The 22612-nt window shown below is 62.5% G+C and carries 22 protein-coding genes and 1 pseudogene; 10 read left to right on the top strand and 13 right to left on the bottom strand.

Annotated features, from left to right (window positions below):
- Window positions 1–45: 45 nt before the first annotated feature.
- Window positions 46–825, bottom strand: coding sequence for a hydroxyacylglutathione hydrolase (gene gloB / locus OUY36_RS12155; protein ID WP_156245797.1), 780 nt, complete (start codon window positions 823–825; stop codon window positions 46–48).
- A 161-nt stretch (window positions 826–986) separates the two neighbouring features.
- Between gloB and OUY36_RS12150 the strand changes: the two genes are divergently transcribed.
- From OUY36_RS12150 to nudC, 7 genes and pseudogenes are all read left to right on the top strand, one after another.
- The gene (locus tag OUY36_RS12150; protein ID WP_063540625.1) at window positions 987–1757 is read left to right on the top strand and encodes a class I SAM-dependent methyltransferase; all 771 of its coding nucleotides are present in this window, start codon (window positions 987–989) and stop codon (window positions 1755–1757) included.
- A gap of 34 nt (window positions 1758–1791) precedes the next feature.
- Window positions 1792–2247 carry a ribonuclease HI gene (gene rnhA, locus OUY36_RS12145; protein ID WP_267934462.1) on the top strand — a complete coding sequence of 152 codons (456 nt, stop codon included), beginning with the start codon at window positions 1792–1794 and terminating at the stop codon, window positions 2245–2247.
- A 14-nt stretch (window positions 2248–2261) separates the two neighbouring features.
- Entirely contained in the window at window positions 2262–2987 is a 726-nt protein-coding gene (gene dnaQ / locus OUY36_RS12140; protein ID WP_110776844.1) for a DNA polymerase III subunit epsilon, read from the top strand.
- An 84-nt stretch (window positions 2988–3071) separates the two neighbouring features.
- Window positions 3072–5321, top strand: coding sequence for an Orn/Lys/Arg decarboxylase N-terminal domain-containing protein (locus OUY36_RS12135; protein ID WP_267934461.1), 2250 nt, complete (start codon window positions 3072–3074; stop codon window positions 5319–5321).
- A gap of 177 nt (window positions 5322–5498) precedes the next feature.
- A pseudogene (locus OUY36_RS12130) lies at window positions 5499–6312 on the top strand (crotonase/enoyl-CoA hydratase family protein).
- Between the two features lie 37 nt (window positions 6313–6349).
- Window positions 6350–8032 (top strand): hypothetical protein, encoded by a 1683-nt coding sequence (locus OUY36_RS12125; protein ID WP_063540620.1) that lies wholly within the window; start codon window positions 6350–6352, stop codon window positions 8030–8032.
- A complete protein-coding gene (gene nudC / locus OUY36_RS12120) occupies window positions 8032–8862 on the top strand; it encodes an NAD(+) diphosphatase (RefSeq protein ID WP_125869190.1) in 831 nt (276 codons plus the stop codon). Before OUY36_RS12125 ends, nudC begins: the two co-directional genes overlap by 1 nt.
- On the opposite strand, the gene OUY36_RS12115 is transcribed toward nudC, so the two are convergent.
- The gene (locus OUY36_RS12115; protein ID WP_156245832.1) at window positions 8830–9615 is read right to left on the bottom strand and encodes a TSUP family transporter; all 786 of its coding nucleotides are present in this window, start codon (window positions 9613–9615) and stop codon (window positions 8830–8832) included. The two genes, nudC and OUY36_RS12115, sit on opposite strands and share 33 nt — an antisense overlap.
- A 190-nt stretch (window positions 9616–9805) precedes the next feature.
- Here OUY36_RS12115 and OUY36_RS12110 point away from each other — a divergent pair, with 190 nt between their 5' ends.
- Window positions 9806–10453 carry a hypothetical protein gene (locus OUY36_RS12110; RefSeq protein ID WP_156245792.1) on the top strand — a complete coding sequence of 216 codons (648 nt, stop codon included), beginning with the start codon at window positions 9806–9808 and terminating at the stop codon, window positions 10451–10453.
- Window positions 10454–10510: 57 nt separating this feature from the next.
- Here the strand turns inward: OUY36_RS12110 and OUY36_RS12105 are convergent, their stop codons facing one another.
- The 4 genes from OUY36_RS12105 to OUY36_RS12090 form a co-directional block, all read right to left on the bottom strand.
- The gene (locus tag OUY36_RS12105; RefSeq protein WP_011913370.1) at window positions 10511–11278 is read right to left on the bottom strand and encodes an SDR family oxidoreductase; all 768 of its coding nucleotides are present in this window, start codon (window positions 11276–11278) and stop codon (window positions 10511–10513) included.
- Window positions 11279–11334: 56 nt separating this feature from the next.
- Complete coding sequence (locus OUY36_RS12100) at window positions 11335–12402, bottom strand: phosphotransferase family protein (protein ID WP_110776857.1); 1068 nt, start codon at window positions 12400–12402, stop codon at window positions 11335–11337.
- 207 nt (window positions 12403–12609) lie between these two features.
- Complete coding sequence (locus tag OUY36_RS12095) at window positions 12610–12924, bottom strand: SCP2 sterol-binding domain-containing protein (RefSeq protein WP_003296758.1); 315 nt, start codon at window positions 12922–12924, stop codon at window positions 12610–12612.
- Window positions 12925–12983: 59 nt separating this feature from the next.
- Window positions 12984–13682 carry a histidine phosphatase family protein gene (locus OUY36_RS12090; protein WP_156245791.1) on the bottom strand — a complete coding sequence of 233 codons (699 nt, stop codon included), beginning with the start codon at window positions 13680–13682 and terminating at the stop codon, window positions 12984–12986.
- Window positions 13683–13861: 179 nt separating this feature from the next.
- Between OUY36_RS12090 and sohB the strand changes: the two genes are divergently transcribed.
- Both sohB and OUY36_RS12080 read left to right on the top strand, forming a co-directional pair.
- Window positions 13862–14884 carry a protease SohB gene (sohB, locus tag OUY36_RS12085; protein WP_125869195.1) on the top strand — a complete coding sequence of 341 codons (1023 nt, stop codon included), beginning with the start codon at window positions 13862–13864 and terminating at the stop codon, window positions 14882–14884.
- A 14-nt stretch (window positions 14885–14898) separates the two neighbouring features.
- The gene (locus tag OUY36_RS12080; protein WP_063540612.1) at window positions 14899–15891 is read left to right on the top strand and encodes a YhdH/YhfP family quinone oxidoreductase; all 993 of its coding nucleotides are present in this window, start codon (window positions 14899–14901) and stop codon (window positions 15889–15891) included.
- A 267-nt stretch (window positions 15892–16158) separates the two neighbouring features.
- Here OUY36_RS12080 and OUY36_RS12075 read toward each other — a convergent pair whose 3' ends face one another.
- From OUY36_RS12075 to OUY36_RS12045, 7 genes are all read right to left on the bottom strand, one after another.
- Window positions 16159–16659, bottom strand: coding sequence for a DUF934 domain-containing protein (locus OUY36_RS12075; protein ID WP_063540611.1), 501 nt, complete (start codon window positions 16657–16659; stop codon window positions 16159–16161).
- Entirely contained in the window at window positions 16643–18301 is a 1659-nt protein-coding gene (locus OUY36_RS12070; protein ID WP_267934459.1) for a nitrite/sulfite reductase, read from the bottom strand. The genes OUY36_RS12075 and OUY36_RS12070 overlap by 17 nt, the downstream gene beginning before the upstream one ends.
- 341 nt (window positions 18302–18642) lie before the next feature.
- Window positions 18643–18858 (bottom strand): DUF2970 domain-containing protein, encoded by a 216-nt coding sequence (locus OUY36_RS12065; protein WP_063540609.1) that lies wholly within the window; start codon window positions 18856–18858, stop codon window positions 18643–18645.
- A gap of 146 nt (window positions 18859–19004) precedes the next feature.
- Entirely contained in the window at window positions 19005–19535 is a 531-nt protein-coding gene (locus tag OUY36_RS12060) for an Hsp20/alpha crystallin family protein (RefSeq protein WP_267934458.1), read from the bottom strand.
- Between the two features lie 148 nt (window positions 19536–19683).
- Complete coding sequence (locus OUY36_RS12055; RefSeq protein ID WP_063540608.1) at window positions 19684–20133, bottom strand: hypothetical protein; 450 nt, start codon at window positions 20131–20133, stop codon at window positions 19684–19686.
- 28 nt (window positions 20134–20161) lie between these two features.
- The gene (locus OUY36_RS12050) at window positions 20162–21472 is read right to left on the bottom strand and encodes a leucine-rich repeat-containing protein kinase family protein (protein ID WP_267934457.1); all 1311 of its coding nucleotides are present in this window, start codon (window positions 21470–21472) and stop codon (window positions 20162–20164) included.
- Between the two features lie 91 nt (window positions 21473–21563).
- Entirely contained in the window at window positions 21564–22592 is a 1029-nt protein-coding gene (locus OUY36_RS12045) for an RNA methyltransferase (RefSeq protein WP_267934456.1), read from the bottom strand.
- Window positions 22593–22612: the final 20 nt, after the last annotated feature.

Genomic DNA, 22612 nt, shown 5'->3' with positions numbered 1-22612 from the left:
TGGGGTCAAGCTGACACGCCCCGTTTCGGGAACTTGTCGACCTTGTCAGAAACGATCCTTCCACGCGCGCAAAGCGGCGAAAACCGCGACTTCGCCGTCCAGCTGGCTGCCGCTGTGCTGGATCGCCGCCTGCCGTACCGTCTCGATATCGCTGCGCAGAAACGGATTGGTCCGGCGCTCGATGTCCAATCGGCTGGGCAGGCTGAAGCAACCGGCTTCGCGCAGCTGGGTCACCTCGCTGATGCGCCTGGCGATATCCGCATTGTTCGGCTCTACCGCCTGGGCGAAACGCAGATTGCTCAGCGTGTACTCATGCGTGCAATAGATCAGCGTGTGATCGGGGGCGCTGGCCAGTCGCTTCAGCGACTCGAACATCTGCTCGGGCGTACCTTCGAACAGCCGGCCGCAACCGGCTGCGAACAGCGTATCGCCACTGAGCAGCCAGGGCTGTTCTGGATCGGCATGAAAGTAGGCAATGTGTCCAAGCGTATGTCCGGGGACGGCAATGACCTCCAGGCGCTTGCCGAGCACCTCGATGTGCTGGCCGTCACTTAGCGATTCGTCACGTGCCGGGAGCTTCTCGGCGGCCGGTCCGTGAACACGTGCGCCGGTGTGTGCCTTGAGTCGTTCGACGCCGCCGACATGGTCGTGGTGGTGGTGGGTCACCAGAATGTCGCTCAGCTGCCAGCCGGGATGGGCCGACAGCCAGTCCAGCACGGGCGCGGCGTCACCAGGGTCGACCGCTACGCAGCGCCGGCTGGCGTCGTCCTGGAGCAACCAGATGTAGTTGTCGGTGAAGGCGGGCAGGGCTTCGATCTTGAACATGGATGGGTCGCCAAGCGGATCACAAAGGCGCATCCTAGGACCTGTTCCCGCCGAGTCGCAAGCCGCGCCGGAAACGGGGGCGGGCTCTGGCAGTCCCAAGGAAATCTTGACCCTGATCGAACCCAGCGCCCTGCGAGCCCGCGGGCAAACGGAGCCGAGCGATGAACGAGCGACCGTCCACTCAAGCCAGCGACCATTGGCTGTCGATGATCAACCAGGCGTCCGACTGGTTTGCCGGCCCCCTGGGCCAGCAGTTGCTAGTGCAGGAAAAGCAGGTCCTGACCGACGAGCTGGCCCGTTGTTTCGGCAGCTATCTGGTGCACAACGGCCCATTTGCCGGCGAACCGGTGCAGCCGCAAAACATCAAACGTAGCGTTCGCCTCGGTGCACCGTTGCCGGGTGTGGAAATCCACTGCGAGGAACAGGCCTGGCCGCTCGGCGAGCATGCCGCCGACGTGGTGGTCTTGCAGCACGCGCTGGATTTCAGCCTTTCGCCACACGGCCTGTTGCGTGAAGCAGCGCGTGGCGTGCGTCCCGGTGGGCACCTGTTGATCGTCGGCATCAATCCCTGGAGCGCCTGGGGGCTGCGCCATCTGGTGTCGCGCGAAGGCTTTCGCCAGGCCCGCTGTATTCGCCCGTCGCGGGTTGGTGACTGGTTGAACTTGCTGGGGTTCGCGCTGGAGAAACGCCGCTTCGGATGCTATTGTCCGCCGCTTTCCTCGAGCGACTGGCAGGCGCGATTGTCGCGTCTGGAAACCGTTGGGCAACAGCTGCAGGCGCCAACCGGCGGCTTCTATCTGCTGGTAGCGCGTAAGTTGATGATAGGCCTGCGGCCATTGCGCCAGGAACGTCGCGAGCGGATGGGCAAGTTGCTGCCGATGCCGGTAGCCAAGATCAGTCGCCGCGATGCCGAGCACCATCGGCTGCCGTAATGCCTGTCGCCGCCAAAACGAGTAAGCAATCCACATGAGCGACGATTGGGTCGAGATTTATACCGACGGTGCCTGCAAGGGTAATCCTGGGCCCGGTGGCTGGGGCGCGCTGCTTATCTACAAGGGCGTCAAACGGGAACTCTGGGGCGGTGAGCCGGATACCACCAACAATCGCATGGAGCTCATGGCCGCCATTCGCGCGCTCGCCGAGCTGAAGCGTCCGTGCAAGGTGCGGCTGGTGACGGATTCGCAATACGTCATGCAGGGCATCAACGACTGGATGCCCAACTGGAAGAAGCGCGGCTGGAAGACGGCGAGCAAGCAGCCGGTGAAGAATGCCGACCTCTGGCAGCAGCTCGACGAGCAGGTCAGTCGTCATGAAGTGAGCTGGCAGTGGGTTCGCGGGCATACCGGGGACCCAGGTAACGAGCAGGCCGACCTGCTGGCCAACCGCGGCGTGGTTCAGGCCAAACGACAACCCATTGTGTAAGTGAGCGAAATGACATGCGCAGCGTAGTACTCGACACCGAAACCACCGGTATGCCGGTTGCCGATGGGCACCGGATCATCGAGATCGGTTGTGTCGAGGTCATCGGCCGCCGTCTGACCGGGCGTCACTACCATGTCTATCTGCAGCCCGATCGCGAGGTGGACGAGGGGGCGATCGCGGTTCACGGCATTACCAACGAATTCCTCACCGACAAGCCGCGTTTTCGTGACATCGCTGACGAGTTCTTCGAGTTCATCAAGGACGCGCAGCTGGTCATCCATAACGCGGCGTTCGACCTTGGCTTCATCAATAACGAGTTCGCCCTGCTTGGTCAGCAGGATCGCGCCGAGATCACCGACCACTGCACGGTGCTCGATACGCTGCTGATGGCGCGCGAGCGGCATCCTGGCCAGCGCAACAGCCTCGACGCCCTGTGCAAGCGCTACGGCGTGGACAACTCGGGGCGCGATCTGCACGGCGCACTGCTTGATGCCGAGATCCTCGCCGACGTCTGGCTGACCATGACGGGCGGGCAGACCAATCTGTCCCTGGCTGGCGATGGCGAAAGTGCCGATGGTGGCCGGCCGCAGCCCACTCCGATCCGTCGCCTGCCGGCTGATCGGCCGCGCACACCCGTGCTGCGGGCCAGCGATGAGGAGATCGCTGCACACCTGGCGCGCATGGCGGCGATCGAAAAGGCCGCGGGCGCCACGCCGCTTTGGACGCAACTGGACGGCTGATCGCCTTCCCGCTCGGTTTCAATGCGCTGTTCCTTTGCTGCGGACACTTCTACCCTGTAGGAAGACCGTCCGCAGAGAGTGCGCATGTATAAAGACCTGAAATTCCCCATCCTTATCGTCCATCGCGATATCAAGGCCGACACCGTTGCCGGCGAACGCGTCAGGGGCATCGCCTCGGAACTGGAGCGCGACGGCTTCAACATCCTGCCCACCGCCAGTTCCAGCGAGGGGCGCATCGTGGCATCGACTCATCACGGGTTGGCCTGCATCCTGGTGGCGGCCGAGGGGGCCGGAGACAATCAGCGCCTGCTGCATGACGTCGTTGAGCTGATTCGTGTCGCCCGGCGCCGCGCGCCGCGCTTGCCGATCTTCGCGTTGGGCGAGCAAGTGACGATCGAAAATGCGCCCGCCGAGGCCATGGCCGATCTCAACGAGCTGCGCGGACTGCTCTACCTCTATGAAGACACCGTGCCGTTTCTGGCTCGGCAGGTCGCCCGGGCGGCGCGCAACTATCTCGAGGATCTGTTGCCGCCATTCTTCCGCGCGTTGGTGCAGCACACCGGCGAGTCCAACTACTCCTGGCACACACCTGGCCATGGCGGCGGGGTGGCCTATCGCAAGAGCCCGGTCGGTCAGGCGTTCCATCAGTTCTTCGGCGAGAACACGCTGCGCTCGGATCTCTCCGTGTCGGTGCCGGAACTCGGCTCGCTGCTGGATCACACCGGGCCGCTGGCCGCCGCGGAGGCGCGTGCCGCGCGTAATTTCGGCGCGGACCATACGTTTTTCGTGATCAACGGCACCTCGACGGCGAACAAGATCGTCTGGCATTCGATGGTGGCGCGTGACGACCTGGTCCTGGTCGATCGCAACTGTCACAAGTCGATCCTCCACGCGATCATCATGACCGGAGCGATACCGCTGTACATGAGCCCCACGCGTAACGAGCTGGGCATCATCGGGCCAATCCCGCTGGAAGAATTCACCCGTGAGTCGATCCAGGCGAAGATCGCCGCAAACCCATTGGCGCGCGGCCGGCCGCCGAAGGTCAAGCTGGCGGTGGTGACCAACTCCACCTACGACGGCCTGTGCTACAACGCCAACCTGATCAAGCGCACCCTGGCCGACAACGTCGAGGTGCTGCATTTCGACGAGGCCTGGTACGCCTATGCGGCATTCCATGAGTTCTACGATGGCCGTTACGGCATGGATACCCGCGAGCAGGGGCCGCTGGTCTTCACCACCCATTCGACGCACAAGCTGCTGGCCGCCTTCAGCCAGGCCTCGATGATTCACGTGCTCGACAGCCAGACCCGGCAGCTGGACCGTGATCGCTTCAACGAAGCCTTCATGATGCACATCTCCACCTCGCCGCAGTACGGCATCCTGGCCTCGCTCGACGTGGCTTCGGCAATGATGGAAGGGCCGGCGGGTCGCTCGCTGATTCAGGAAACCTTCGACGAAGCCCTGAGCTTCCGTCGTGCGTTGGCCAATCTACGCCAGCACATCGATCCGGACTGGTGGTTCAGTATCTGGCAGCCGCCGCGGGCCGACGGCGCCGATGAACTGGTAACGCGGGACTGGCTGCTGGAGCCGACCGCCGACTGGCACGGTTTCGGCGATGTCGCCAATGATTACGTGCTGCTCGACCCGATCAAGGTCACCCTGGTGACGCCGGGTCTCACGGCATCCGGCTCGCTGGGCGAGAGCGGAATACCGGCTGCGGTGGTCAGCAAATTCCTCTGGGAGCGTGGTCTGGTCGTCGAAAAGACCGGCCTGTACTCGATGCTCGTGCTGTTCTCCATGGGCATCACCAAGGGTAAATGGAGCACGTTGCTGACTGAGCTGCTCGAATTCAAGCGGCATTACGACGCCAATGTCCCCCTGGTTGATGCATTACCTTCGATCGCTCGTAGTGGAGGGGCAACTTACGCCGGGATGGGGTTGCGGGATCTCTGCGATGCGTTGCATGGCTGCTATCGCGAGAACGCGACTGCGCGGGCCATGCGGCGGATGTACACGGCACTGCCGGAGCCGGCGATGACGCCGGCGCAGGCCTACGATGCACTGGTTCGTGGCGAAGTCGAGGCGGTACCGGTCGATGAGTTGGAAGGGCGCGTCGCGGCGGTGATGCTGGTGCCGTATCCGCCGGGGATCCCGCTGATCATGCCGGGCGAGCGCTTCACCGGCGAGACTCGCTCGATTCTCGATTACCTTGTCTTCGCCCGCGATTTCGCTGAGCGCTTTCCTGGGTTCGATGCGGATGTCCATGGCTTGCAGCACGAAGTGGGGGCCAGCGGCAGCGAGTACACTGTCGACTGCATTCGCCGGGAATGAGCGGTCGTCGAGCGGGCCGTCTAGTACGGTACGAACAGGTCGCTCAACGGCGTGGTCTGTATCACATCGTCTGCAACCACATTCACTCGTCGTGACGCCAGTTGTTATAGTTGCCCACCGTCGTGCGGCTTGCCTCCGACACGATGCCCCTGCGCCCTTGCTGTCGAGGATGATAGCGTGACCGAATACAAAGCCTTCCGTGTAGAGTTGGCGGACAAGATCGCCCGGGTCGAGATCAACCGGCCCGAGAAGATCAATGCGATGGATGCCGCCTTCTGGACGGAAATCATCGATATCTTCAACTGGGTCGATGCCACCGACGAGGTGCGCGTCGTGGTCCTCAGCGGGGCCGGCGACCATTTCTCGTCAGGTATCGACCTGCAGCTGCTGGCCTCGGTCGGCAGCCAGCTGGGCCGTGATGTCGGGCGCAACGCCGAGCAGCTGCGCCGCAAGATCCTGTCCTTGCAGGCCTCGTTCAACGCCGTCGACCACTGTCGAAAGCCTGTCATCGCGGCGATCCAGGGCTACTGCCTGGGTGGCGCCATCGACCTCATCTCCGCCTGCGACATGCGCTACAGCACGGTAGGGGCGAAATTCTCGATCAAGGAGATCGACATGGGTATGGCCGCCGATGTCGGAACCTTGCAGCGCCTGCCTCGCATCATCGGCGATGGCATGATGCGCGAGCTGGCTTTTACCGGTCGCACGATCGACGGGTGAAGAGGCGCGCAGCATTGGCCTGGTCAATCGCACCTATGCCGACCAGCAGGCTCTGATGGATGGCGTGCTTGAGCTGGCCCGCGACATCGCCAGCAAATCGCCGGTCGCCATCCGCGGTACCAAGGAAATGATCCGCTACATGCGCGATCATCGCGTCGACGATGGTCTCGAATACATCGCCACCTGGAACGCGGCGATGCTGCAGTCGTCCGACATCAAGGTGGCCATTGCCGCTCACATGAGCAAACAGAAGCCGGACTTTGCCGACTGATGCGCCATCATACGTTTGCGCGGGAGGCGCACTAGGCATGGTTACTGGAGCAACTTCTCTCGGTCTGGTCCGTGACGAGCTTTTCGCCACCATGGAGGAGGCCGAGCAGAGCCTCGAGCATTTCATCATCGATCGCAACAACGGCGGCTTGTTGCAACAGGCGGTCGAGAATCTCAAGCAGGTACGCGGCACGCTCAACTTGATCGAGCTGACCGGCGCCGAACTCCTCGCACAGGAAATCCTGCAACTGGCTACCGACATTCCCGTCGGCGCGGGCGAAGACCGTGACGTTCAGCTCGCTGCGCTGAGCAACGCGCTCTATGTACTGCGCCGCTACCTGGAGAGTGTCGATGCCAGCCGTCAGGAGATTCCTGAGCTGTTGCTCCCGGCGATCAATGCGTTGCGTCAGGCCTGCACCCAGCCTCCGTTGCCGGAGAGCTTCTTCTTCAGCGTTCGGCTCGACCATGCGCGACCCGCGACAGAGGTGTCGCCGCGGCCGGGCGGCGCACCGGCGGCCGAAGCGCGGCGACTACGTCAGATGTATCAGGTCGGCCTGCTCGGCTTCATTCGCGAAGAGAACCTGCCTGCCAGCCTGAAGCTCATGGGCCGCGCGTTGTCGCGCCTCGATCACCTTTTCATCGAAACGCCGGCCAGTCGGCTGTGCTGGATCGGCAGTGCGGCCCTGGAGTCTCAGCTGGATGGCCAGCTGTTGCCACGCAAGTCGCGCAAGCAGCTATTCTCCAGGCTCGATCGTGAGCTTAAGCAGGTACTCGGCAATCCTGCGTACGAGGCGCCACGTAGCCTGCTGAAGGAGCTGTTGTACGTCGTAGCGTTGGCCGACAGCAAAGGACCGCTCGCCAGCCAGGTGCGCCAAATCTTCTCGCTGAGCCCGCTGCCCTTTACCGACCATCTGCTCGAGGATGAGTCACAGCGCCTCGCAGGTCCCGGGCAGGCTGTCATGCGCTCGTTGTCCTCGGCGATCCGCGAAGAATTGGCGAGCCTTAAAGATCTGCTGGATCTGATCGAGCGGGGCACCGCCCAGGCAGAGGCCTATTCAAACCTGCACAACCTGTTGGGCAAGCTGGCCAAGACCCTGGGCATGGTTGGTCTGTCCTCGGCAGCGAGCACGCTGCAGGCGCAACTTGGCGACGTGTCCGGCTGGAGCCTGGAACGCACGCCTGACCCCGAAGTGATCCAGCGTCTGGCCGATGCGGTGCTTTACGTCGAGAGCATGGTCGCCAGCCTGGAGCGCGGGGACCGGCGGGAGAACAAGCCTCAGGTCGCCCGGCCGGGCATGGAGGCGGAAGCGTTCGCCAACCACCAGCTGACCGAAGCCTGCATCGTGGTGATCGACGAGGCGACCGCAGGGCTGGCGCTGGCCAAGCGTGCCATCACCGCCTACCTCGAGTCGAACGGGGAAAAGCTGCATTTGGCCAACGTGCCGTTCAGTCTGCAGGCCGTCCGAGGCGGCTTGCGCTTCCTCGAACAGGAACGTGCCGCCGAGCTGATCGGTGCCTGTGCCGATTTCATCCAGAAACACATGCTCGAGTCGAACCAGATGCCACCCGAACAGCTGCTCGAGACCCTCGCCGACGCCCTGACCAGCCTCGAGTACTACCTTGAGGGTGGTGCCGTCCTGCGGCGCGATGATTCGCGCCTCAGTGTGCTCGATCTGGCCAGCGAGAGCGTACGCGCGCTGGGCATGCCGGTCGCCGCCTGATGAGTCTGCGCTGGCAGGCGGCGCTGCTCGATCCCTCGCTGGCGGGGGGCTGGGCGGTGGTGCATTGCCGGCAACAGTTTCTGGTCGACGACAGTGGCGTGCTGTTTCCACGGGACTGGCTCAAGCGTCTGGAGCTGCCGCTGCTGAGCGAGCAGGGGCTCGGGCATTTCGATGGCGAGCCGGTCTTTCTCTTCGAACTGGACTTTCCCGCTGAAGTGCCTGGTGCGCGTTGGCAGGGGCTGCGTCAATTCATGCAGCAGGCCGACCAGGACCTGTTTCGCCTGCTCGGCTACGCCACGCAGATCGGCACCTGGGTCAGCCAGCATCGCTTCTGCGGCAGTTGCGGGTCGCGCATGCAGGCGCGAGCCGGTGAGCGCGCCATGTACTGTCCAGCCTGTGGCGTTCAGCACTACCCACGGCTTTCGCCCAGCATGATCGTTCTGGTTACCCGTGGGGACGAGCTGCTGCTGGCGCGTTCACCGCGCTTCGCAGCCGGCGTCTACAGTACGCTGGCCGGCTACGTGGAGCCGGGTGAGTCGGTCGAGCAGTGTGTGGCGCGTGAAGTGCGGGAAGAGGTTGGGGTGGAAATTCACTCGCCGCAGTACATTGCCAGCCAGGGCTGGCCGTTTCCCCATTCCCTCATGCTTGGGTTCCATGCGGAATATGCCGGCGGCGAGATCGTCCCGCAGCCCGAAGAAATCGAGGATGCACGCTGGTTTCATATCGACAACCTGCCGGCGTTGCCCGCGCGCCAGTCAATCGCGCGCTATCTGATCGAGCTGTACCTGGCGCGTCGGCTAGGCCGCCCCGAACCAGTGCTGCCAGGCTAGGCGCAAGCTCATCGCCAGTACCACGAGGATGAACACCGGGCGGATGAAGCGAGAGCCGCCGCCGATGGCCGTGCGTGCGCCGAAGTAGGCGCCTGCCATCAGCGCCAGCCCCATACCGATCCCCAGAACCCAGGCGACATGGCCGCCCACGACGAAAACGGCCAATGCCACGGCGTTGCTGACGAAGTTCATCGTTCGCGCCAGCCCACTGGCCCGCAACAGGTCGAGGGGATAGAGCAGCATGCTGCTGACGGTCCAAAAAGCGCCCGTGCCGGGCCCAGCGACGCCATCGTAGAAGCCGAGCGAGAGGCTCTGCGGCCACTGCCGTCGACGACCGATTTCCGCAGCATCGCCGGCAGCCTTCGCCGGCACTTTGCTGAACAGCAGGTAGATGCCGCAGGCGGACACCACCAGCGGCAGCAGCTGATTGAGCCAGCTTGCCGGCATGTATTGCGCGAGCAATGCACCGAGCGTTGCGCCAACGGCGGTGCCGAGCAGCGCTCGTCGCCAGAGACCCGGCTCGAAAAGCCGGCGTCGGTAGAAGGTGTAGCTCGCGGTCGCCGAACCAAAGGTGGCGCACAGTTTGTTGGTCCCCAGCACCAGGTGCGGTGGCAGACCTGCCGTCAGCAATGCAGGAATCGTCAGCAGTCCACCGCCGCCGGCAATGGCGTCGATGAACCCAGCGGTGAAGGCGACTGCGAAAAGTAACAACAATGTAGTTGGATCGAGCGCGAGCTCAAGTGCGAAGGGCATACAGGTCTCGCCGGGCAAAGGGACAGCGGAGAATAATGCCGCGGTCGCGACCGCGGAAGTGGCGACAACTTGAACTATCAGAAGATCGACCAAGAACAGTACCGCCGCGTGACTCCCATCCCATGCCGGCTCTGGCTGCCCGGGCGGCGGCCGCGGATAATATCGCACCCAATGAAAAGGATGCTTGGTTATGCAATATCTTGGGCTTGCGATCGTGGTTGCCGTGCTGGCAGTGATCGTGTTGCTGGTGGCGCTGCGCTTGTTGCTGGGGGGGCAGTGGCTGATGGGTTGGTTGAGAGGCACCTGCGGCTTCCTGACTCTCGCCCTTGCCGGTCTGATTGGCCTGATCGGCTACGACATCAGTACCTATGCGGCGCTTCCGGATGCGCGGGCGCTGGCGACCCTGCGCTTTCAGGCCGTAGGGCCGCAGCGTTATGAGGTCAGCCTGGAACAGGAAAAGACAACCCGAACGTACGTGCTTGAGGGCGATCTTTGGCAACTCGACCTGCATGTGCTTCGCTGGAAAAGTCTCGCTGAGCTTATCGGGCTGGAGTCGGGCTACCGCCTGGAAAGACTCTCCGGACGTTACCTGGCGGTGGAACAGCAGAACCTGGCGCGTCATGCGCAGGTTGAGCTGAGTGAGAAGCTGCTGGGGGTGGATATCTGGCAGTCGCTGCAGCTGGAACGGCGCAACTTGCATTTCCTCGAGCCGCAAGTGTTAAGCGTCGATTACATGCCGATCGCCGATGGCGCCAGCTATGCGGTGGAGCTTGCACCGACCGGCCTGCTGGCCAGGCCGTTGAACGCAGCGGCGACCGAAGCGTTGAAGAACTGGTAAGCGTGCGGATAACAAAAGGGAGCCATTCCGGCTCCCTTTTTCATTTGGCTGGTCGGATCAGGCCAGATAGCCGCCATCGACATTGAGCGACACGCCGGTGGTGTAGCTCGATGCCTCGCTGGCCAGGTAGAGCACAGCGCCGGCCATCTCGCTCGGCTGGGCAACGCGGCTCAGCGGAATGTGCTGCAGGGCCATCTGCAGGATCGAGTCGTTCTTGACCAGCGCCGAAGCGAACTTGGTGTCGGTCAGGCCGGGCAGCAAGGCGTTGCAGCGAATGCCGAACTGCGCGCACTCCTTCGCGAACGCCTTGGTCATGTTGATCACGGCACCCTTGGTGATCGAGTAGATTCCCTGGAAGTTGCCTGGCGAAACACCATTGATGGACGCGACGTTGATGATGCTGCCGCCGCCGTGCTCGCGCATCAGCTTGCCGGCCTCGATGGACATGTAGAAATAGCCGCGAATGTTCACGTCGACGGTCTTCTGGAAGGCCGATACGTCAGTGTCCAGCACATGGCAGAACTGCGGGTTGGTGGCGGCGTTGTTGACCAGGATGTCGAGGCGGCCGAACTGCTCGCGGATCTGCGCGAACACGGCCTGAATCTGCTCCAGCTCGCCAATGTGGCAGGCCACCGGGGTGGCCTTTCCGCCAGCCGCGACGATGGCATCGGCGACCGCCTGGCAGCCTTCGATCTTGCGGCTGGAGACGATTACGTGGGCGCCTTGCTGGGCGAGCAGTTTGGCGATCGCCTCGCCGATACCGCGGCTGGCGCCGGAAACGAAGGCGATCTTGCCGTCTAGGTCGAACAGGGTGGTCTTGGACATGGTCGTTCCTCTTTCTTGTTCGTTTCTGTGGCAGGCCACAGACGGATTGGGTGGGGTCAGAGCTTCGATTGCCCGATCACTTGCAGCGCCTTTTGCTCGAGAAGCTTGTTCATGTGGATGAACTGGGCAAAACGCTTGTCCTGGGTCTGGCCGTGATGGAAGCGGTAATAGATCTGTTGGACGATTCCGGCCAGGCGGAACAGGCCGTAGGTGTAGTAGAAGTCGATGCAGGGGATCTCGATGCCGGCGCGCTGGGCGTAGTAATCGACGAAGCCCTGGCGGGTGTGCATGCCGGGCAGGTGACTCGGCTGGCGGCGCATTGCCTGCATCGGCTGGGGATCGTCGGCTTCGATCCAGTAGGCCAGGGTGTTGCCCAGATCCATCAGCGGATCGCCGATGGTGGTCATTTCCCAGTCCAGCACGCCGATGATCTCCATCGGGTTGTCCGGATTGAGAATGACGTTGTCGAAGCGGTAGTCGTTGTGAATGATCCCCGGTTTTGGGTGGTCGGCCGGCATCTTGTCCTTCAGCCAGGCCTTGACCGCTTCCCAGGCTGGCGCGTCAGGGGTCATGGCGCGCTCGTAGCGTTCGCTCCAGCCTTCGATCTGGCGCTTCACGTAGCCTTCCGGCTTGCCCAGATCGCCGAGCCCGCAGGCCTGGTAGTCGACGTTGTGCAGCTCGACGAACTTGTCGATGAAGCTCTCGCACAGGGCACGGGTCTGGGATTCGTCGAAGTTCAGCTCAGGTGGCAGTTCCGAACGCAGGATGATGCCGTTGACGCGCTCCATCACGTAGAACTCGGCGCCGATCACCGATTCATCGGTGCAGTAGACATATGCCTTGGGACAGTAGGGGAACCCAGCGTTGAGCTGATTGAGAATGCGGTACTCGCGGCCCATATCATGAGCGGACTTGGCCTTGTGGCCGAACGGTGGGCGGCGCAGCACCAGATCCAGGCCGGGGTATTGCAGCAGGTAGGTCAGGTTCGACGCGCCGCCGGGGAACTGGGAAATCTGCGGTGTTCCGTCCAGTCCCGGGATATGTGCCTTGAGGTACTGGTCGATGACATCGGCGGGCAATTCCTCACCCGTGCGGACAGGGGTGCTTTGATCTGTAAGCGCCATTGTTATCCCTTCTGCTTATGTTTGGTGCCCAAGATGATTCAACAATCTAATGCTCGCGGTGCCTGATACCAAGCGCGGCTGGCCGTTATTGGCCGGCGTGTTGCCTGTCAATCAAGCTGCCTGATCCGCCATTCACGGCTACGTTGGACATAAAAAAACCGAAGTCGGGACTTCGGTTTTTGGTGTCTCTTGACCGCCGCCTGAGATTCAGGCCGGGAAAAGCTCGCTGAGCTTCAGGGCCAGCATCATGTCGCCTTCGGCGCGCAGCTTGCCGCCCATGAAGGCCTGCATGCCGTCGGTCTCGCCGCTGACGATGCCCTGCATGGTTTCGCTGTCCATGATCAGGGTGACGTTGGCATCGCTGGACTCGCCCTGCTGCAGATCACAGGTGCCATCCTTGACGACCAGGTAGTAGTTCTCGGCATCGGTGATATTGAACTGGAACACCAGATCCAGGCCGGCGGCGGCGCTGGGGTTGAACTTCGACTGCATGCCTTTGAAGGTTTCGGCGACGTTGCTCATGAGGGTTTCCTTTTTGCTCGTTATGGTTACACGCAGCTTTGGGCCGCTTGGGGCTGGGCTCATCTATGGGTGATGAGCTCCGGATTCTTTAGAAGTTGCAGATGCGCATGACTGTTGAATGACGCGAGCGCGACGTCACGCTCACGAAACTTCAGCAGGCTGAGCGACGTGTTGACGATCTGCCAGTTCATCTCAAAGGCCTTGATCGGCGGTACGCCTATGATCAGCTGCAGCAGCGCGGTAATGGTTCCACCGGAGGTGAAGATGGCGATGCGATCGCGCTTGTCGGCCCGCTCGAGCACCCGCTCCAGGCCACCACTTACGCGATCGAGGAAATGCTGCCAGCTTTCCAGTTCGTCTTTCTCGTGCTCGCCGGAGATCCAGCGATGGACCACATAGGTGAAAAGTCTCTGGAAGTCGGCACGATGATCGGCGGCGTTGCGCAGGATATGCATGGCGTTGGGCTCGACCTTCAGCAGGTCGGGCAGGTGGGCGCGGATCACCGCGTCGGCATGAAATTCGTTGAACGCCGCATCGATTTCGACATCGGGTTGCGGACCGAGTCGGGCCAGGGTCGCTTTGGCGGTGTCCTGCTGGCGATCGAGCTCGCCACTGAGGCAGCGATCGAAGCTGACGCCGAGTTGCGCCAGGTAATCGCCCAGCGCTTCGGACTGGCGATAACCCAGGGGGGAGAGCACGTCATAGTTTTCTGCGCCGAAAGACGCCTGACCATGTCTGATCAGGTAGATACTGCCCATGCTGCTGCTCCGGCCGGCACTGTTTTTTCGCGAGGGTAGGGACATCGTTCCGGAGTGTCAACGATAATTCGAACGTTTGTTTGAATCCCGCCGACTGGCTCAGTCAAGGGGCCATCGGTATGCTGGCGGCTCGGCGTCAAGAGCTGCGGCGAACGCCTGAAACTCATCGAGGGGGATACGTGGAATTTCTTGTCGACTACGCCAGCTTCCTGGCCAAGACCGTCACGCTGGTGGTGGCTATCGTGATCGTGCTCATCGCGCTCGCTTCCATGCGACGCGGACGCAGCAAACAGGGTGGTGGGCATCTGGAGGTGCACAAGCTCAACGAATTCTATAAATCCATGCGCGAGCGCCTGGAGCAGGCGGTGCTGGAAAAGGACGAGTTCAAGGCGTTGCGCAAGCGTGAGGCGAAGGCGGCCAAGCAGACGAAGAAGTCGGAGACGCCCGCACGGGTGTTCGTGCTCGACTTCGATGGCGACATCCGTGCGTCGGCGGTCGACAACCTGCGTCATGAGATCACCGCGCTGCTGACCATGGCGACGCCTCAGGATGAGGTGGTACTGCGCCTGGAAAGCGGTGGCGGTATGGTCCACGGTTACGGTCTGGCCGCCTCGCAGCTGGTGCGCATCCGCGATGCCGGTGTGCCGCTGACGGTTTGCGTCGACAAGGTCGCGGCCAGCGGTGGTTACATGATGGCCTGCATCGGCAACCGTATCCTCACGGCGCCGTTCGCGATCCTTGGCTCCATCGGCGTGGTAGCGCAGCTGCCCAATGTGCACCGCTTGCTGAAGAAGCACGACGTGGACTTCGAGGTGCTCACCGCTGGCGAATACAAGCGCACCCTCACCGTATTCGGCGAGAACACCGACAAGGGCCGGGAAAAATTCCAGGAAGACCTGGAAACCACGCACGAGCTGTTCAAGAACTTCGTTGCCCGCTATCGCCAGAACCTGTCGATCGACGATGTCGCGACGGGTGAGGTCTGGCTGGGCATTGCAGCGCTGGGCAAGCATCTGGCGGATGAGCTCAAGACCAGCGATCAGTATCTTGCCGAGCGCGCGCAGGAGGCTGAACTCTTCCAGCTGCATTACGTACAGAAGAAGAGCCTGCCGGAGCGTTTCGGCATGGCGGCCAGCACGATCATGGAGCACGGCTTGCTGAAAGGCTGGAGCCGGCTGAACGAACAACGTTTTTGGCAATGACAAGGGGAACCGCGATGAGCAGCTTCAAGGCACTACAAGTCAGCGAGAGCGAAGGTGGGCGCTTCGAATCGAAGATTGTCGAGCGAGCCACCGACGACCTACCAGCCGGTGAGGTGCTCATCCGGGTGCGTTACTCATCGCTGAACTTCAAGGACGCGCTTTCCGCCAGCGGCAATCGTGGCGTGACCCGCTCTTACCCACACACCCCGGGAATCGATGCCGCCGGTGTCGTGGCCTCGTCCAGCGTGGCCGAATTCGCCGAGGGCGATGAAGTGATCGTCACTGGCTATGACCTGGGCATGAATACCGCCGGCGGCTTCGGCCAGTACATCCGGGTTCCGGCCGCTTGGGTCATCAAGCGCCCGCAGGGTTTGTCGCTGCGTGACGCGATGATACTCGGCACAGCCGGTCTGACGGCGGCGCTGTGTGTCGACAAGCTGGAACAGGCTGGTCTCGAGCCAGGAGACGCGCCGGTGCTGGTGACCGGTGCGACCGGCGGTGTCGGTAGCATTGCGGTGGCGTTGCTGGCCAGCCTCGGCTACAAGGTGGCTGCCGTGACCGGCAAGGCCGACCAGGCCGATTTCCTGACTCGCCTCGGGGCCACGCAGATCGTCGAGCGTGCTGCGCTGCAGGCTGGCGTGGAGAAAGCCTTGCTGAAGGAGCAGTGGAATGGTGCGGTGGATACCGTGGGCGGCGACATCCTGTTCAACGTGGTCAAGTCACTGCAGCGTGGTGCCAGCGTGGCCTGCTGTGGCCTTACTGCCGGCACGCATTTCCAGGCCAGCGTACTGCCGTTCATCCTTCGCGGCGTGAACCTGCTGGGCGTCGATTCGGTGGAGATTCCGCTGGTGGTCAAGGCCTCCATGTGGGACAAGCTGTCGTTGCAATGGAAGCTGGCCAATCTCGATGAGCTGGCCCATGAGATCAATCTGGAGCAACTGCCGGAGGCCATCGAGCGCATCCTGGCGGGCGGTCAGGTCGGGCGCGTGCTGGTGCGTCTGGATTGAGGGGTGACGAAGCCTCGCCTGGTCAATCGGTACGATAGTGGCAATGAATTTCCTCGGGCGCTGTGTTTGGTCGAATCTATCGCCACTCCAGACCGCAATCGAGGAAATCGTTCATGAAGAAGCTGGCCGAAAAGATCAAACAGATCGCTTCCGGAAAAAAGACCGCTGCAGTGCCGGTACCGGTCGAACATCCGAATTTCTGGATGTACCAGTGACGCCAACGAAAAGCCCGCCAATAGGCGGGCTTTTCACTTGCTGGCGTTGCCGTCAGATCTGACGGCGACGGAACAGCGGGCGCTCGTCGTCGGCCGCGGCCTGATAGGTCACCGAGAAGTCCTTGAGACCTTCCAGGGCATCGACGGGATCGCGATCGGCGCGGATGGCGAAAGCGTCGAAGCCACAGCGGCGCATGTAGAACAGCTGGTCGCGCAGCACATCGCCGATGGCGCGGATCTCACCCTTGTAACCGTAGCGCTCACGCAGCAGGCGCGCGCTGGAGTAGTGACGACCATCGGTGAAGCTCGGGAAGTTCAGCGCGATGACCTGGAAGTACTGCAGGTCGTCAGCGATATCCTCCACCTGCTCATGGGCATCGAGCCACACACCCAGGCCACCGTCACGGGCTTTGAGCGCATGGGCATGATCGAGCCACAGGTGCAGCGGCACGATCAGATCGTCGCTGTTGCACAGGTCGTCCAGGGTCTGCTCCTTGGGGAGCAGGTGCCAGGTTTCGTCGACCAGCTGGTCGTTCTTAATGATTCGCTGCATAGACGCGCTCCTTGAAGGGATCAATGCCGATGCGGCGGAAAGTATCGATGAACTGCTCATCTTCGGTACGCTGCTCCACGTAGACGGTGATGATCTTCTCGATGACGTCAGGCATCGCATCCTGGGCGAAGGATGGGCCGAGGATCTGGCCGAGGCTGGCGTCGCGGCCGGAGCTGCCGCCCAGCGAGACCTGGTAGAACTCGGCGCCTTTCTTGTCCACGCCGAGGATGCCGATGTGGCCGATATGGTGATGGCCACAGGCGTTCATGCAACCGGAGATATTCAGGTCGATGTTGCCCAGGTCGAACAGGTAATCGAGGTTGTCGAAGCGACGCTGGATGGCTTCGGCGATCGGGATCGACTTGGCGTTGGCCAGCGAGCAGAAATCGCCCCCCGGGCAGCAGATGATGTCGGTCAGCAGGCCGATGTTCGGCGTGGCCAGGCCCAGTTCGCGCAATTCGTGCCACAGCTCGAACAGCCTGGCCTGTTCGACGTCGGCCAGGATCATGTTCTGCTCGTGGGAGTTGCGCACCTCGCCAAAGCTGTAGCGATCGGCCAGATCGGCGATGGCGTCGAGCTGCTTGTCGGTGACATCGCCCGGCGCAACGCCGGTTGTCTTCAGCGACATGGTGACTGCTGCATAGCCGGGCTTCTTATGCGCGACCACGTTGCGCTGGCGCCAGCGAGCGAAACCGGGATGTTCGGCGTCCAGCTGGGCGAGGGCGGCGTCCTGATCCTGCAGAGCCTGGTACTGCGGATCGACGAAGAACTTGCTGACACGCTGAACTTCAGCTTCGGTCAGCGTCGTCGGACCGTCCTTCAGGTGCGCCCACTCGGCATCCACGCGCTCGGCGAACACTTCAGGCGTGAGCGCCTTGACCAGGATCTTGATGCGCGCCTTGAACTTGTTGTCGCGGCGGCCGTATCGGTTGTAGACCCGCAGGATCGCATCGAGGTAGCTCAGCAGGTGCTGCCACGGCAGGAATTCATTGATGAAACTGCCGACGATCGGAGTGCGACCGAGGCCGCCACCGACCGAAACGCGGAAGCCCAGCTCGCCTACGTCATTCTTTACTGCTTCCAGTCCGATATCGTGCACTTCGATCGCGGCGCGATCGCTCACGGCGCCGTTGACGGCGATCTTGAACTTGCGCGGCAGGAAGGCGAATTCGGGATGGAAGGTGGACCACTGACGGATGATCTCGCACCACGGCCGTGGATCGATCAGTTCGTCGCGGGCCACGCCAGCGAACTGGTCGGTGGTGGTATTGCGGATGCAGTTGCCGCTGGTCTGGATGGCGTGCATCTGCACGGTGGCCAGCTCGGCGAGAATCTCGGGTACGTCTTCCAGTTCAGGCCAATTGAACTGCACGTTGGTCCGGGTGCTGATATGGGCATAACCCTTGTCGTAGCAACGTGCGATCTCGGCCAGCTTGCGCACCTGCGTCGAGGAAAGCAGACCGTACGGCACGGCGATGCGCAGCATCGGCGCATAGCGCTGGATGTACAGGCCGTTCTGCAGGCGCAATGGGCGGAACTCCTCATCAGCGAGTTCGCCAGCCAGGAAGCGGCGGGTCTGGTCGCGGAACTGCCGGACCCGATCCTCGATGATGTGTTGGTCGTACTGATCGTAAACGTACATAAATGTCCTGTTTTCAGGCTGCAACAGCTTTCGCGCGCACGGCCGCGCACCCATTTAGGGAGGGCGGCACGATACCAGCTAGTTGTTATGCGCAAAAGTGATGTTTGGGAATATGTTTAGAACTAAACCAAGCGAAATGAACTTACGGCCGACGCACCTTGAGCAACCCCGATCGCTGGTCTTAACTGCGTGAAGAGAGGCTGCCGATCAAAGCTGTTAGAGGAGAAGTCACGTGAGAAATGACCAGCGCGACAGTGTAGTGGACGCCGCGGCTATATTTGCCTTGATCATGCTCGCCGTGGGTACGGCGATATTCTGGGTCAGTCACCAGTAGCCGTGGCCTACAGGCCCGCGAGGTAAAGTACGAGCTTCACCACGCCCAGGACGATCAGTACGAACAGTACGGTGAATCCGACGCCTAGGATGATGAAATGACTCGGCTTGCCGTGGCGGAAGTCTCTTGCCCGATTCTTGCCGCTCTGCACGCCTAATGCCGCAGCCAGCACGCTGCCGAGCATTTGCCGCAGTGTCAGGTTCTTTTCCTGCTCATCGTTCATGGCTGCCTCGGTTCAGGGTTTTCCGAAGTCTAGTCGAGCGATTCGAGGTTGGCGGAGCGTAAGCAAATATCGATGAGGATCGCTGACCGCGCGGGATCGGCGAATAGAACAGGGCCGACAGAACTGGCAGCCGGCCCTTTTGCTGGTTATTCGGCCTTGACTGAGATGGTTTTCGCAGCGTCGCTGGTGCCGGGTTGCTTGGGCAGTGAAACGCGCAATACACCTTTGCCGAACTTGGCATCGATCTTCTCGCGGTCAACCCCGTCCGGTAGGGCGAAACTGCGCTGGAAACTGCCGTAGGAGCGCTCGGACAGGTGATAGCCGTCCTTGTCCTCCTTGTGTTCCTGGCGCTTCTCTCCCTTGATCACCAGGCTGTTGCCGACCAGCTTCACCTCGACGTCCTTTTCGTCCAGGCCGGGCAGCTCGGCGGTGATCTCGAACGAGTTTTCCTTCTCGACCACGTCCACCGCCGGCATCCGGCTGGGTCCGCCCTGCCAGAGAGGTGCCGTTTCCAGGCCGTGGCGACTGAAGGGCAGATGCCAGGGGCGATCGAACTCATCGAAGAGCCGGTCGACCTGTCGACGCAGGGTGTCGAAGGGGCGCCATGGGTCTTGCGGTGCCGTCGGCACCTTCTTTTCATCCGTACTGACTGCAGGTTTGTTCGAAGCGTCGTTCATTTCACAAACTCCTGTAGAAGCTCGGGAAGGTCAGAGCGCATCTAGTTTTCTGCCAAAGCACGGATCGCGGTTTGACTCCGATCAACCCCGATCCACTCTGCGGACGCCATTCAGCGTTGCGCCCTGGCAATCGCCAAGGCGCCGGAGGTCAGAGGCTTTCCTTGAACCAGTCCCAGAGTCCGAGGGAGAAATCGGGGAACAGATTGATGCCCAGCGCGGATTTGAGCAGGTAGAGGATTACCAGCCCGACCAAGGCGGAAAACAGCAGGAAGAGAGTCGCCAGCGCTGCCTTGGCCATCAGCGAAAGGTTCTGCTGTGGCCGTGTCAGGTTGCGCTTGTTGCGCCCGGCGACAATCGCGAAATAGTAGTGGTTGCGCCATAGCCGCACCGTGCCGCGCAGGTCGACCCGGTGCTTGACCCAGGAGCGCGCGCCAAACACACCGCGCAATGCCGCGAGCTGCTCTTCATTGAACGAATCACGCAGGTGCGCAGGGAGGCGCTGCTTGAGCCCGCGAACGAATGGGTCCTGATCCAGCGGAGTGTCGGCGTAGGGCTTGGGATAGGGCGAGCGCGGCTCGTCCGATTCGGGTGAGGTCATGGAGGTGTAGTCGCTCCGGTAATGCGCGTCAGAGCGCGGCGAGAAGGCTATGCAGATGGTCGAAGTCCGGTCGCTGCTCGATGTTGTCGTTCAGGCAGTGTCGTTGCAGATCCAGCAGGACATGCTGACGTGGATCGGTGTCCGGGCAGCGTTGCAGCAATTCTTCCAGCAGGCAACCGAAAGCGCGGGCTTCGATGCGCTTGAGGCGCCGTCCGGCTGCCCTGTCCGGCTCGAAGAAGGAGGCCGCACCGAAATCGCTGAGCAGGCAGGCGCCACTCGGGTCGACCAGCAGGTTGTGGGCATAGAGGTCGCCGTGCAGGATGCCGCGGCGGTGCAGGTGAGCGACGGCGGACGCGACGCCGCTGGCGATGCGCAGGACCTGTTCGAGGGTGAAGCGCTGCTCGGCGCCATAGCAGTCGCGCGTGCAGCTGGCCAGCGAGGGCGGGTTGGCCAGGGGCTGGAAGGCGGGAGCGACGAGATCCATCAGCAGGCCGGGTGTCCGTTCGGCGTGGTCGGCAAGTGGGCCGGCGACGTCGATCAGATTGGCATGGCTGCCGGCCGCCACGCAGGCAGCCATCTCGCTATGGGGCAGGCCGTCGCTGGTGACGTGGCCCTTGAACAGCTTCGCCGCCATCGGGCGCGACGCTTGGCCGGGCACCTGCCATTGCGCGCGATGGATGACGCCGGAGGCACCCTGGCCCAGCTGTTCATGCAGCACGACTTGCGCCCGAGCAATCGCTGGTAGTGAGTGACGTGCGAGGCTCGCGGCCTCGCTGGCATCGCTGAAGGGGTTGCCGGCGAAGGCCAGCCAGCTCAGGCTCGGCAATGTCAGCAGCCAGTCGGGCAGCACCTGCAGCCGGTTGGCGGCGATGCGCAACAACTCCAGGGTGGTGCACTCAGCAAGGGTCGGCGGCAACCTGGTCAATTGGTTGCCGGCGAGCATCAGCTTCTGCAAGCGCTGACAGTTGCCGATCTCTTCGGGCAGGGCTTGCAGCTGGTTGTCGGTAAGGATCAGCCAGCGCAGGTCCGGCGGCAAGGAATCGGCAGGCAGATGACGAATACGGTTGGCCTTGAAGCCGACCATTTCCAGCTGTGGGCAATCGCCGAGGCACTCCGGCACCTCGGTGAACGGGTTGTCCGAGCAGAACAGGATACGCAGCTTGCGCAGACGGGATAGGTCGGCTGGCAGGCTGTCGAGCTGGTTGCCCGAGAGGTTCAGCACTTCCAGCGTGTCGGCGAGGCCGAAGATCGCGTCGGGAAAGACGTCAAGGCCGGCGGAAAGATCAAGGCGGCTGATGCCGGCCAGTTCGCCACGTTCGAGTTGTTCCAGGGTATGCATGCGGTGTTGCGCGTTCCTTGCTGAGATGAACACCTAAACGGCGTCTGCTACAGCCCTCCGACAGCCGTTGGCGAGGTGGGTTCAGGCCCGATCAGCGCGGCCGCCTGCGGCCGAGCACCTGCTCGGCGCGGGCGCGCAGCTGGCCGCAGCCGCCGTCGATATCCTGACCGGCCGAGTTGCGCACCTTGGTCAGCACGCCGCGGCTGTGCAGATAGCGCACGATCTGCACGATGCGCTCACCTTCAGGCCGCTGGTACGCGTCGTCTTCCAGGCTGTTATAGGGGATCAGGTTCATCACCGCATATTTGCCCTTGAGCAGGCGCAAGATGCCGTCCATCTCTTCCTGGTGGTCGTTGATGCCCTTGAGCAACGTCCACTGATACTGGATCGGGAAGCCAGTCGCGCGGGCATAGGTCTCGCCAAGCTCAACCAGTTCGTCCGGGGCGATCTGCGGTGCGCGCGGCAGCAGCGCCTGGCGCAAGGCACCGTCGGTACTGTGCAGCGATAGCGCCAGGGCCGGCTTGACCCGTTGCTGTGGCAGGCGCTCGAACACGCGCAGGTCGCCGACGGTGGAAAACACCAGGTTCTTGTGGCCGATGCCACCCTCGGTGCCGAGCAGGTCGATTGCCTCGAGCACGTTGTCGAGGTTGTGCGCCGGCTCGCCCATGCCCATGAACACCACCTTCTTTACCGGGCGGAAGCGGCGGGCGAGGGCGACCTGCGCAACGATCTCGGCACTACCCAGCTGGCGCAGCAGGCCGCTCTTGCCGGTCATGCAGAACACGCAGCCCACTGCGCAGCCGACCTGGCTGGACACGCACAGCCCGTCGCGCGGTAGCAGCACGCTTTCCACCATCTGCCCATCGCCAAGCTCCACCAGCAGTCTTGCCGAACCATCGGCGGCCGGGTGCTCGGAGCGCAGGCGGGCCAGTGCATCGATTTCCAGGCTCAGCGCCGGCAGACCTTCGCGCACGCTCAGCGGCAGGAAGTCCTCGGCCTGCTGTTGGCGCCGCCCGACATCGAGCGGCAGGCCCTTGAGCCAGGCGCGGGTCATCCGCCCGATATGACGGGGCTTGGCGCCGATATCGGCGAGGCGTTGCTGGAAGTCGGGGATGCGCATAGGGCGCGCATTCTAGCCGG

It is taken from the genome of Stutzerimonas sp. R40042, from assembly GCF_026642215.1.
Classification (GTDB): Bacteria; Pseudomonadota; Gammaproteobacteria; order Pseudomonadales; family Pseudomonadaceae; genus Stutzerimonas; species Stutzerimonas frequens.
Note: the sequence above shows the minus strand (reverse complement) of the source record. Positions and strands in the feature narration are given on the sequence as shown.

What these genes read in the sequence shown, in the direction of transcription:
- gloB (WP_156245797.1), bottom strand. Translation starts at nt 825, where the DNA reads ATGTTCAAGATCGAAGCCCTGCCCGCCTTCACCGACAACTACATCTGG.
- OUY36_RS12150 (WP_063540625.1), top strand. Translation starts at nt 987, where the DNA reads ATGAACGAGCGACCGTCCACTCAAGCCAGCGACCATTGGCTGTCGATG.
- rnhA (WP_267934462.1), top strand. Translation starts at nt 1,792, where the DNA reads ATGAGCGACGATTGGGTCGAGATTTATACCGACGGTGCCTGCAAGGGT.
- dnaQ (WP_110776844.1), top strand. Translation starts at nt 2,262, where the DNA reads ATGCGCAGCGTAGTACTCGACACCGAAACCACCGGTATGCCGGTTGCC.
- OUY36_RS12135 (WP_267934461.1), top strand. Translation starts at nt 3,072, where the DNA reads ATGTATAAAGACCTGAAATTCCCCATCCTTATCGTCCATCGCGATATC.
- OUY36_RS12125 (WP_063540620.1), top strand. Translation starts at nt 6,350, where the DNA reads ATGGTTACTGGAGCAACTTCTCTCGGTCTGGTCCGTGACGAGCTTTTC.
- nudC (WP_125869190.1), top strand. Translation starts at nt 8,032, where the DNA reads ATGAGTCTGCGCTGGCAGGCGGCGCTGCTCGATCCCTCGCTGGCGGGG.
- OUY36_RS12115 (WP_156245832.1), bottom strand. Translation starts at nt 9,615, where the DNA reads ATGCCCTTCGCACTTGAGCTCGCGCTCGATCCAACTACATTGTTGTTA.
- OUY36_RS12110 (WP_156245792.1), top strand. Translation starts at nt 9,806, where the DNA reads ATGCAATATCTTGGGCTTGCGATCGTGGTTGCCGTGCTGGCAGTGATC.
- OUY36_RS12105 (WP_011913370.1), bottom strand. Translation starts at nt 11,278, where the DNA reads ATGTCCAAGACCACCCTGTTCGACCTAGACGGCAAGATCGCCTTCGTT.
- OUY36_RS12100 (WP_110776857.1), bottom strand. Translation starts at nt 12,402, where the DNA reads ATGGCGCTTACAGATCAAAGCACCCCTGTCCGCACGGGTGAGGAATTG.
- OUY36_RS12095 (WP_003296758.1), bottom strand. Translation starts at nt 12,924, where the DNA reads ATGAGCAACGTCGCCGAAACCTTCAAAGGCATGCAGTCGAAGTTCAAC.
- OUY36_RS12090 (WP_156245791.1), bottom strand. Translation starts at nt 13,682, where the DNA reads ATGGGCAGTATCTACCTGATCAGACATGGTCAGGCGTCTTTCGGCGCA.
- OUY36_RS12080 (WP_063540612.1), top strand. Translation starts at nt 14,899, where the DNA reads ATGAGCAGCTTCAAGGCACTACAAGTCAGCGAGAGCGAAGGTGGGCGC.
- OUY36_RS12075 (WP_063540611.1), bottom strand. Translation starts at nt 16,659, where the DNA reads ATGCAGCGAATCATTAAGAACGACCAGCTGGTCGACGAAACCTGGCAC.
- OUY36_RS12070 (WP_267934459.1), bottom strand. Translation starts at nt 18,301, where the DNA reads ATGTACGTTTACGATCAGTACGACCAACACATCATCGAGGATCGGGTC.
- OUY36_RS12065 (WP_063540609.1), bottom strand. Translation starts at nt 18,858, where the DNA reads ATGAACGATGAGCAGGAAAAGAACCTGACACTGCGGCAAATGCTCGGC.
- OUY36_RS12060 (WP_267934458.1), bottom strand. Translation starts at nt 19,535, where the DNA reads ATGAACGACGCTTCGAACAAACCTGCAGTCAGTACGGATGAAAAGAAG.
- OUY36_RS12055 (WP_063540608.1), bottom strand. Translation starts at nt 20,133, where the DNA reads ATGACCTCACCCGAATCGGACGAGCCGCGCTCGCCCTATCCCAAGCCC.
- OUY36_RS12050 (WP_267934457.1), bottom strand. Translation starts at nt 21,472, where the DNA reads ATGCATACCCTGGAACAACTCGAACGTGGCGAACTGGCCGGCATCAGC.
- OUY36_RS12045 (WP_267934456.1), bottom strand. Translation starts at nt 22,592, where the DNA reads ATGCGCATCCCCGACTTCCAGCAACGCCTCGCCGATATCGGCGCCAAG.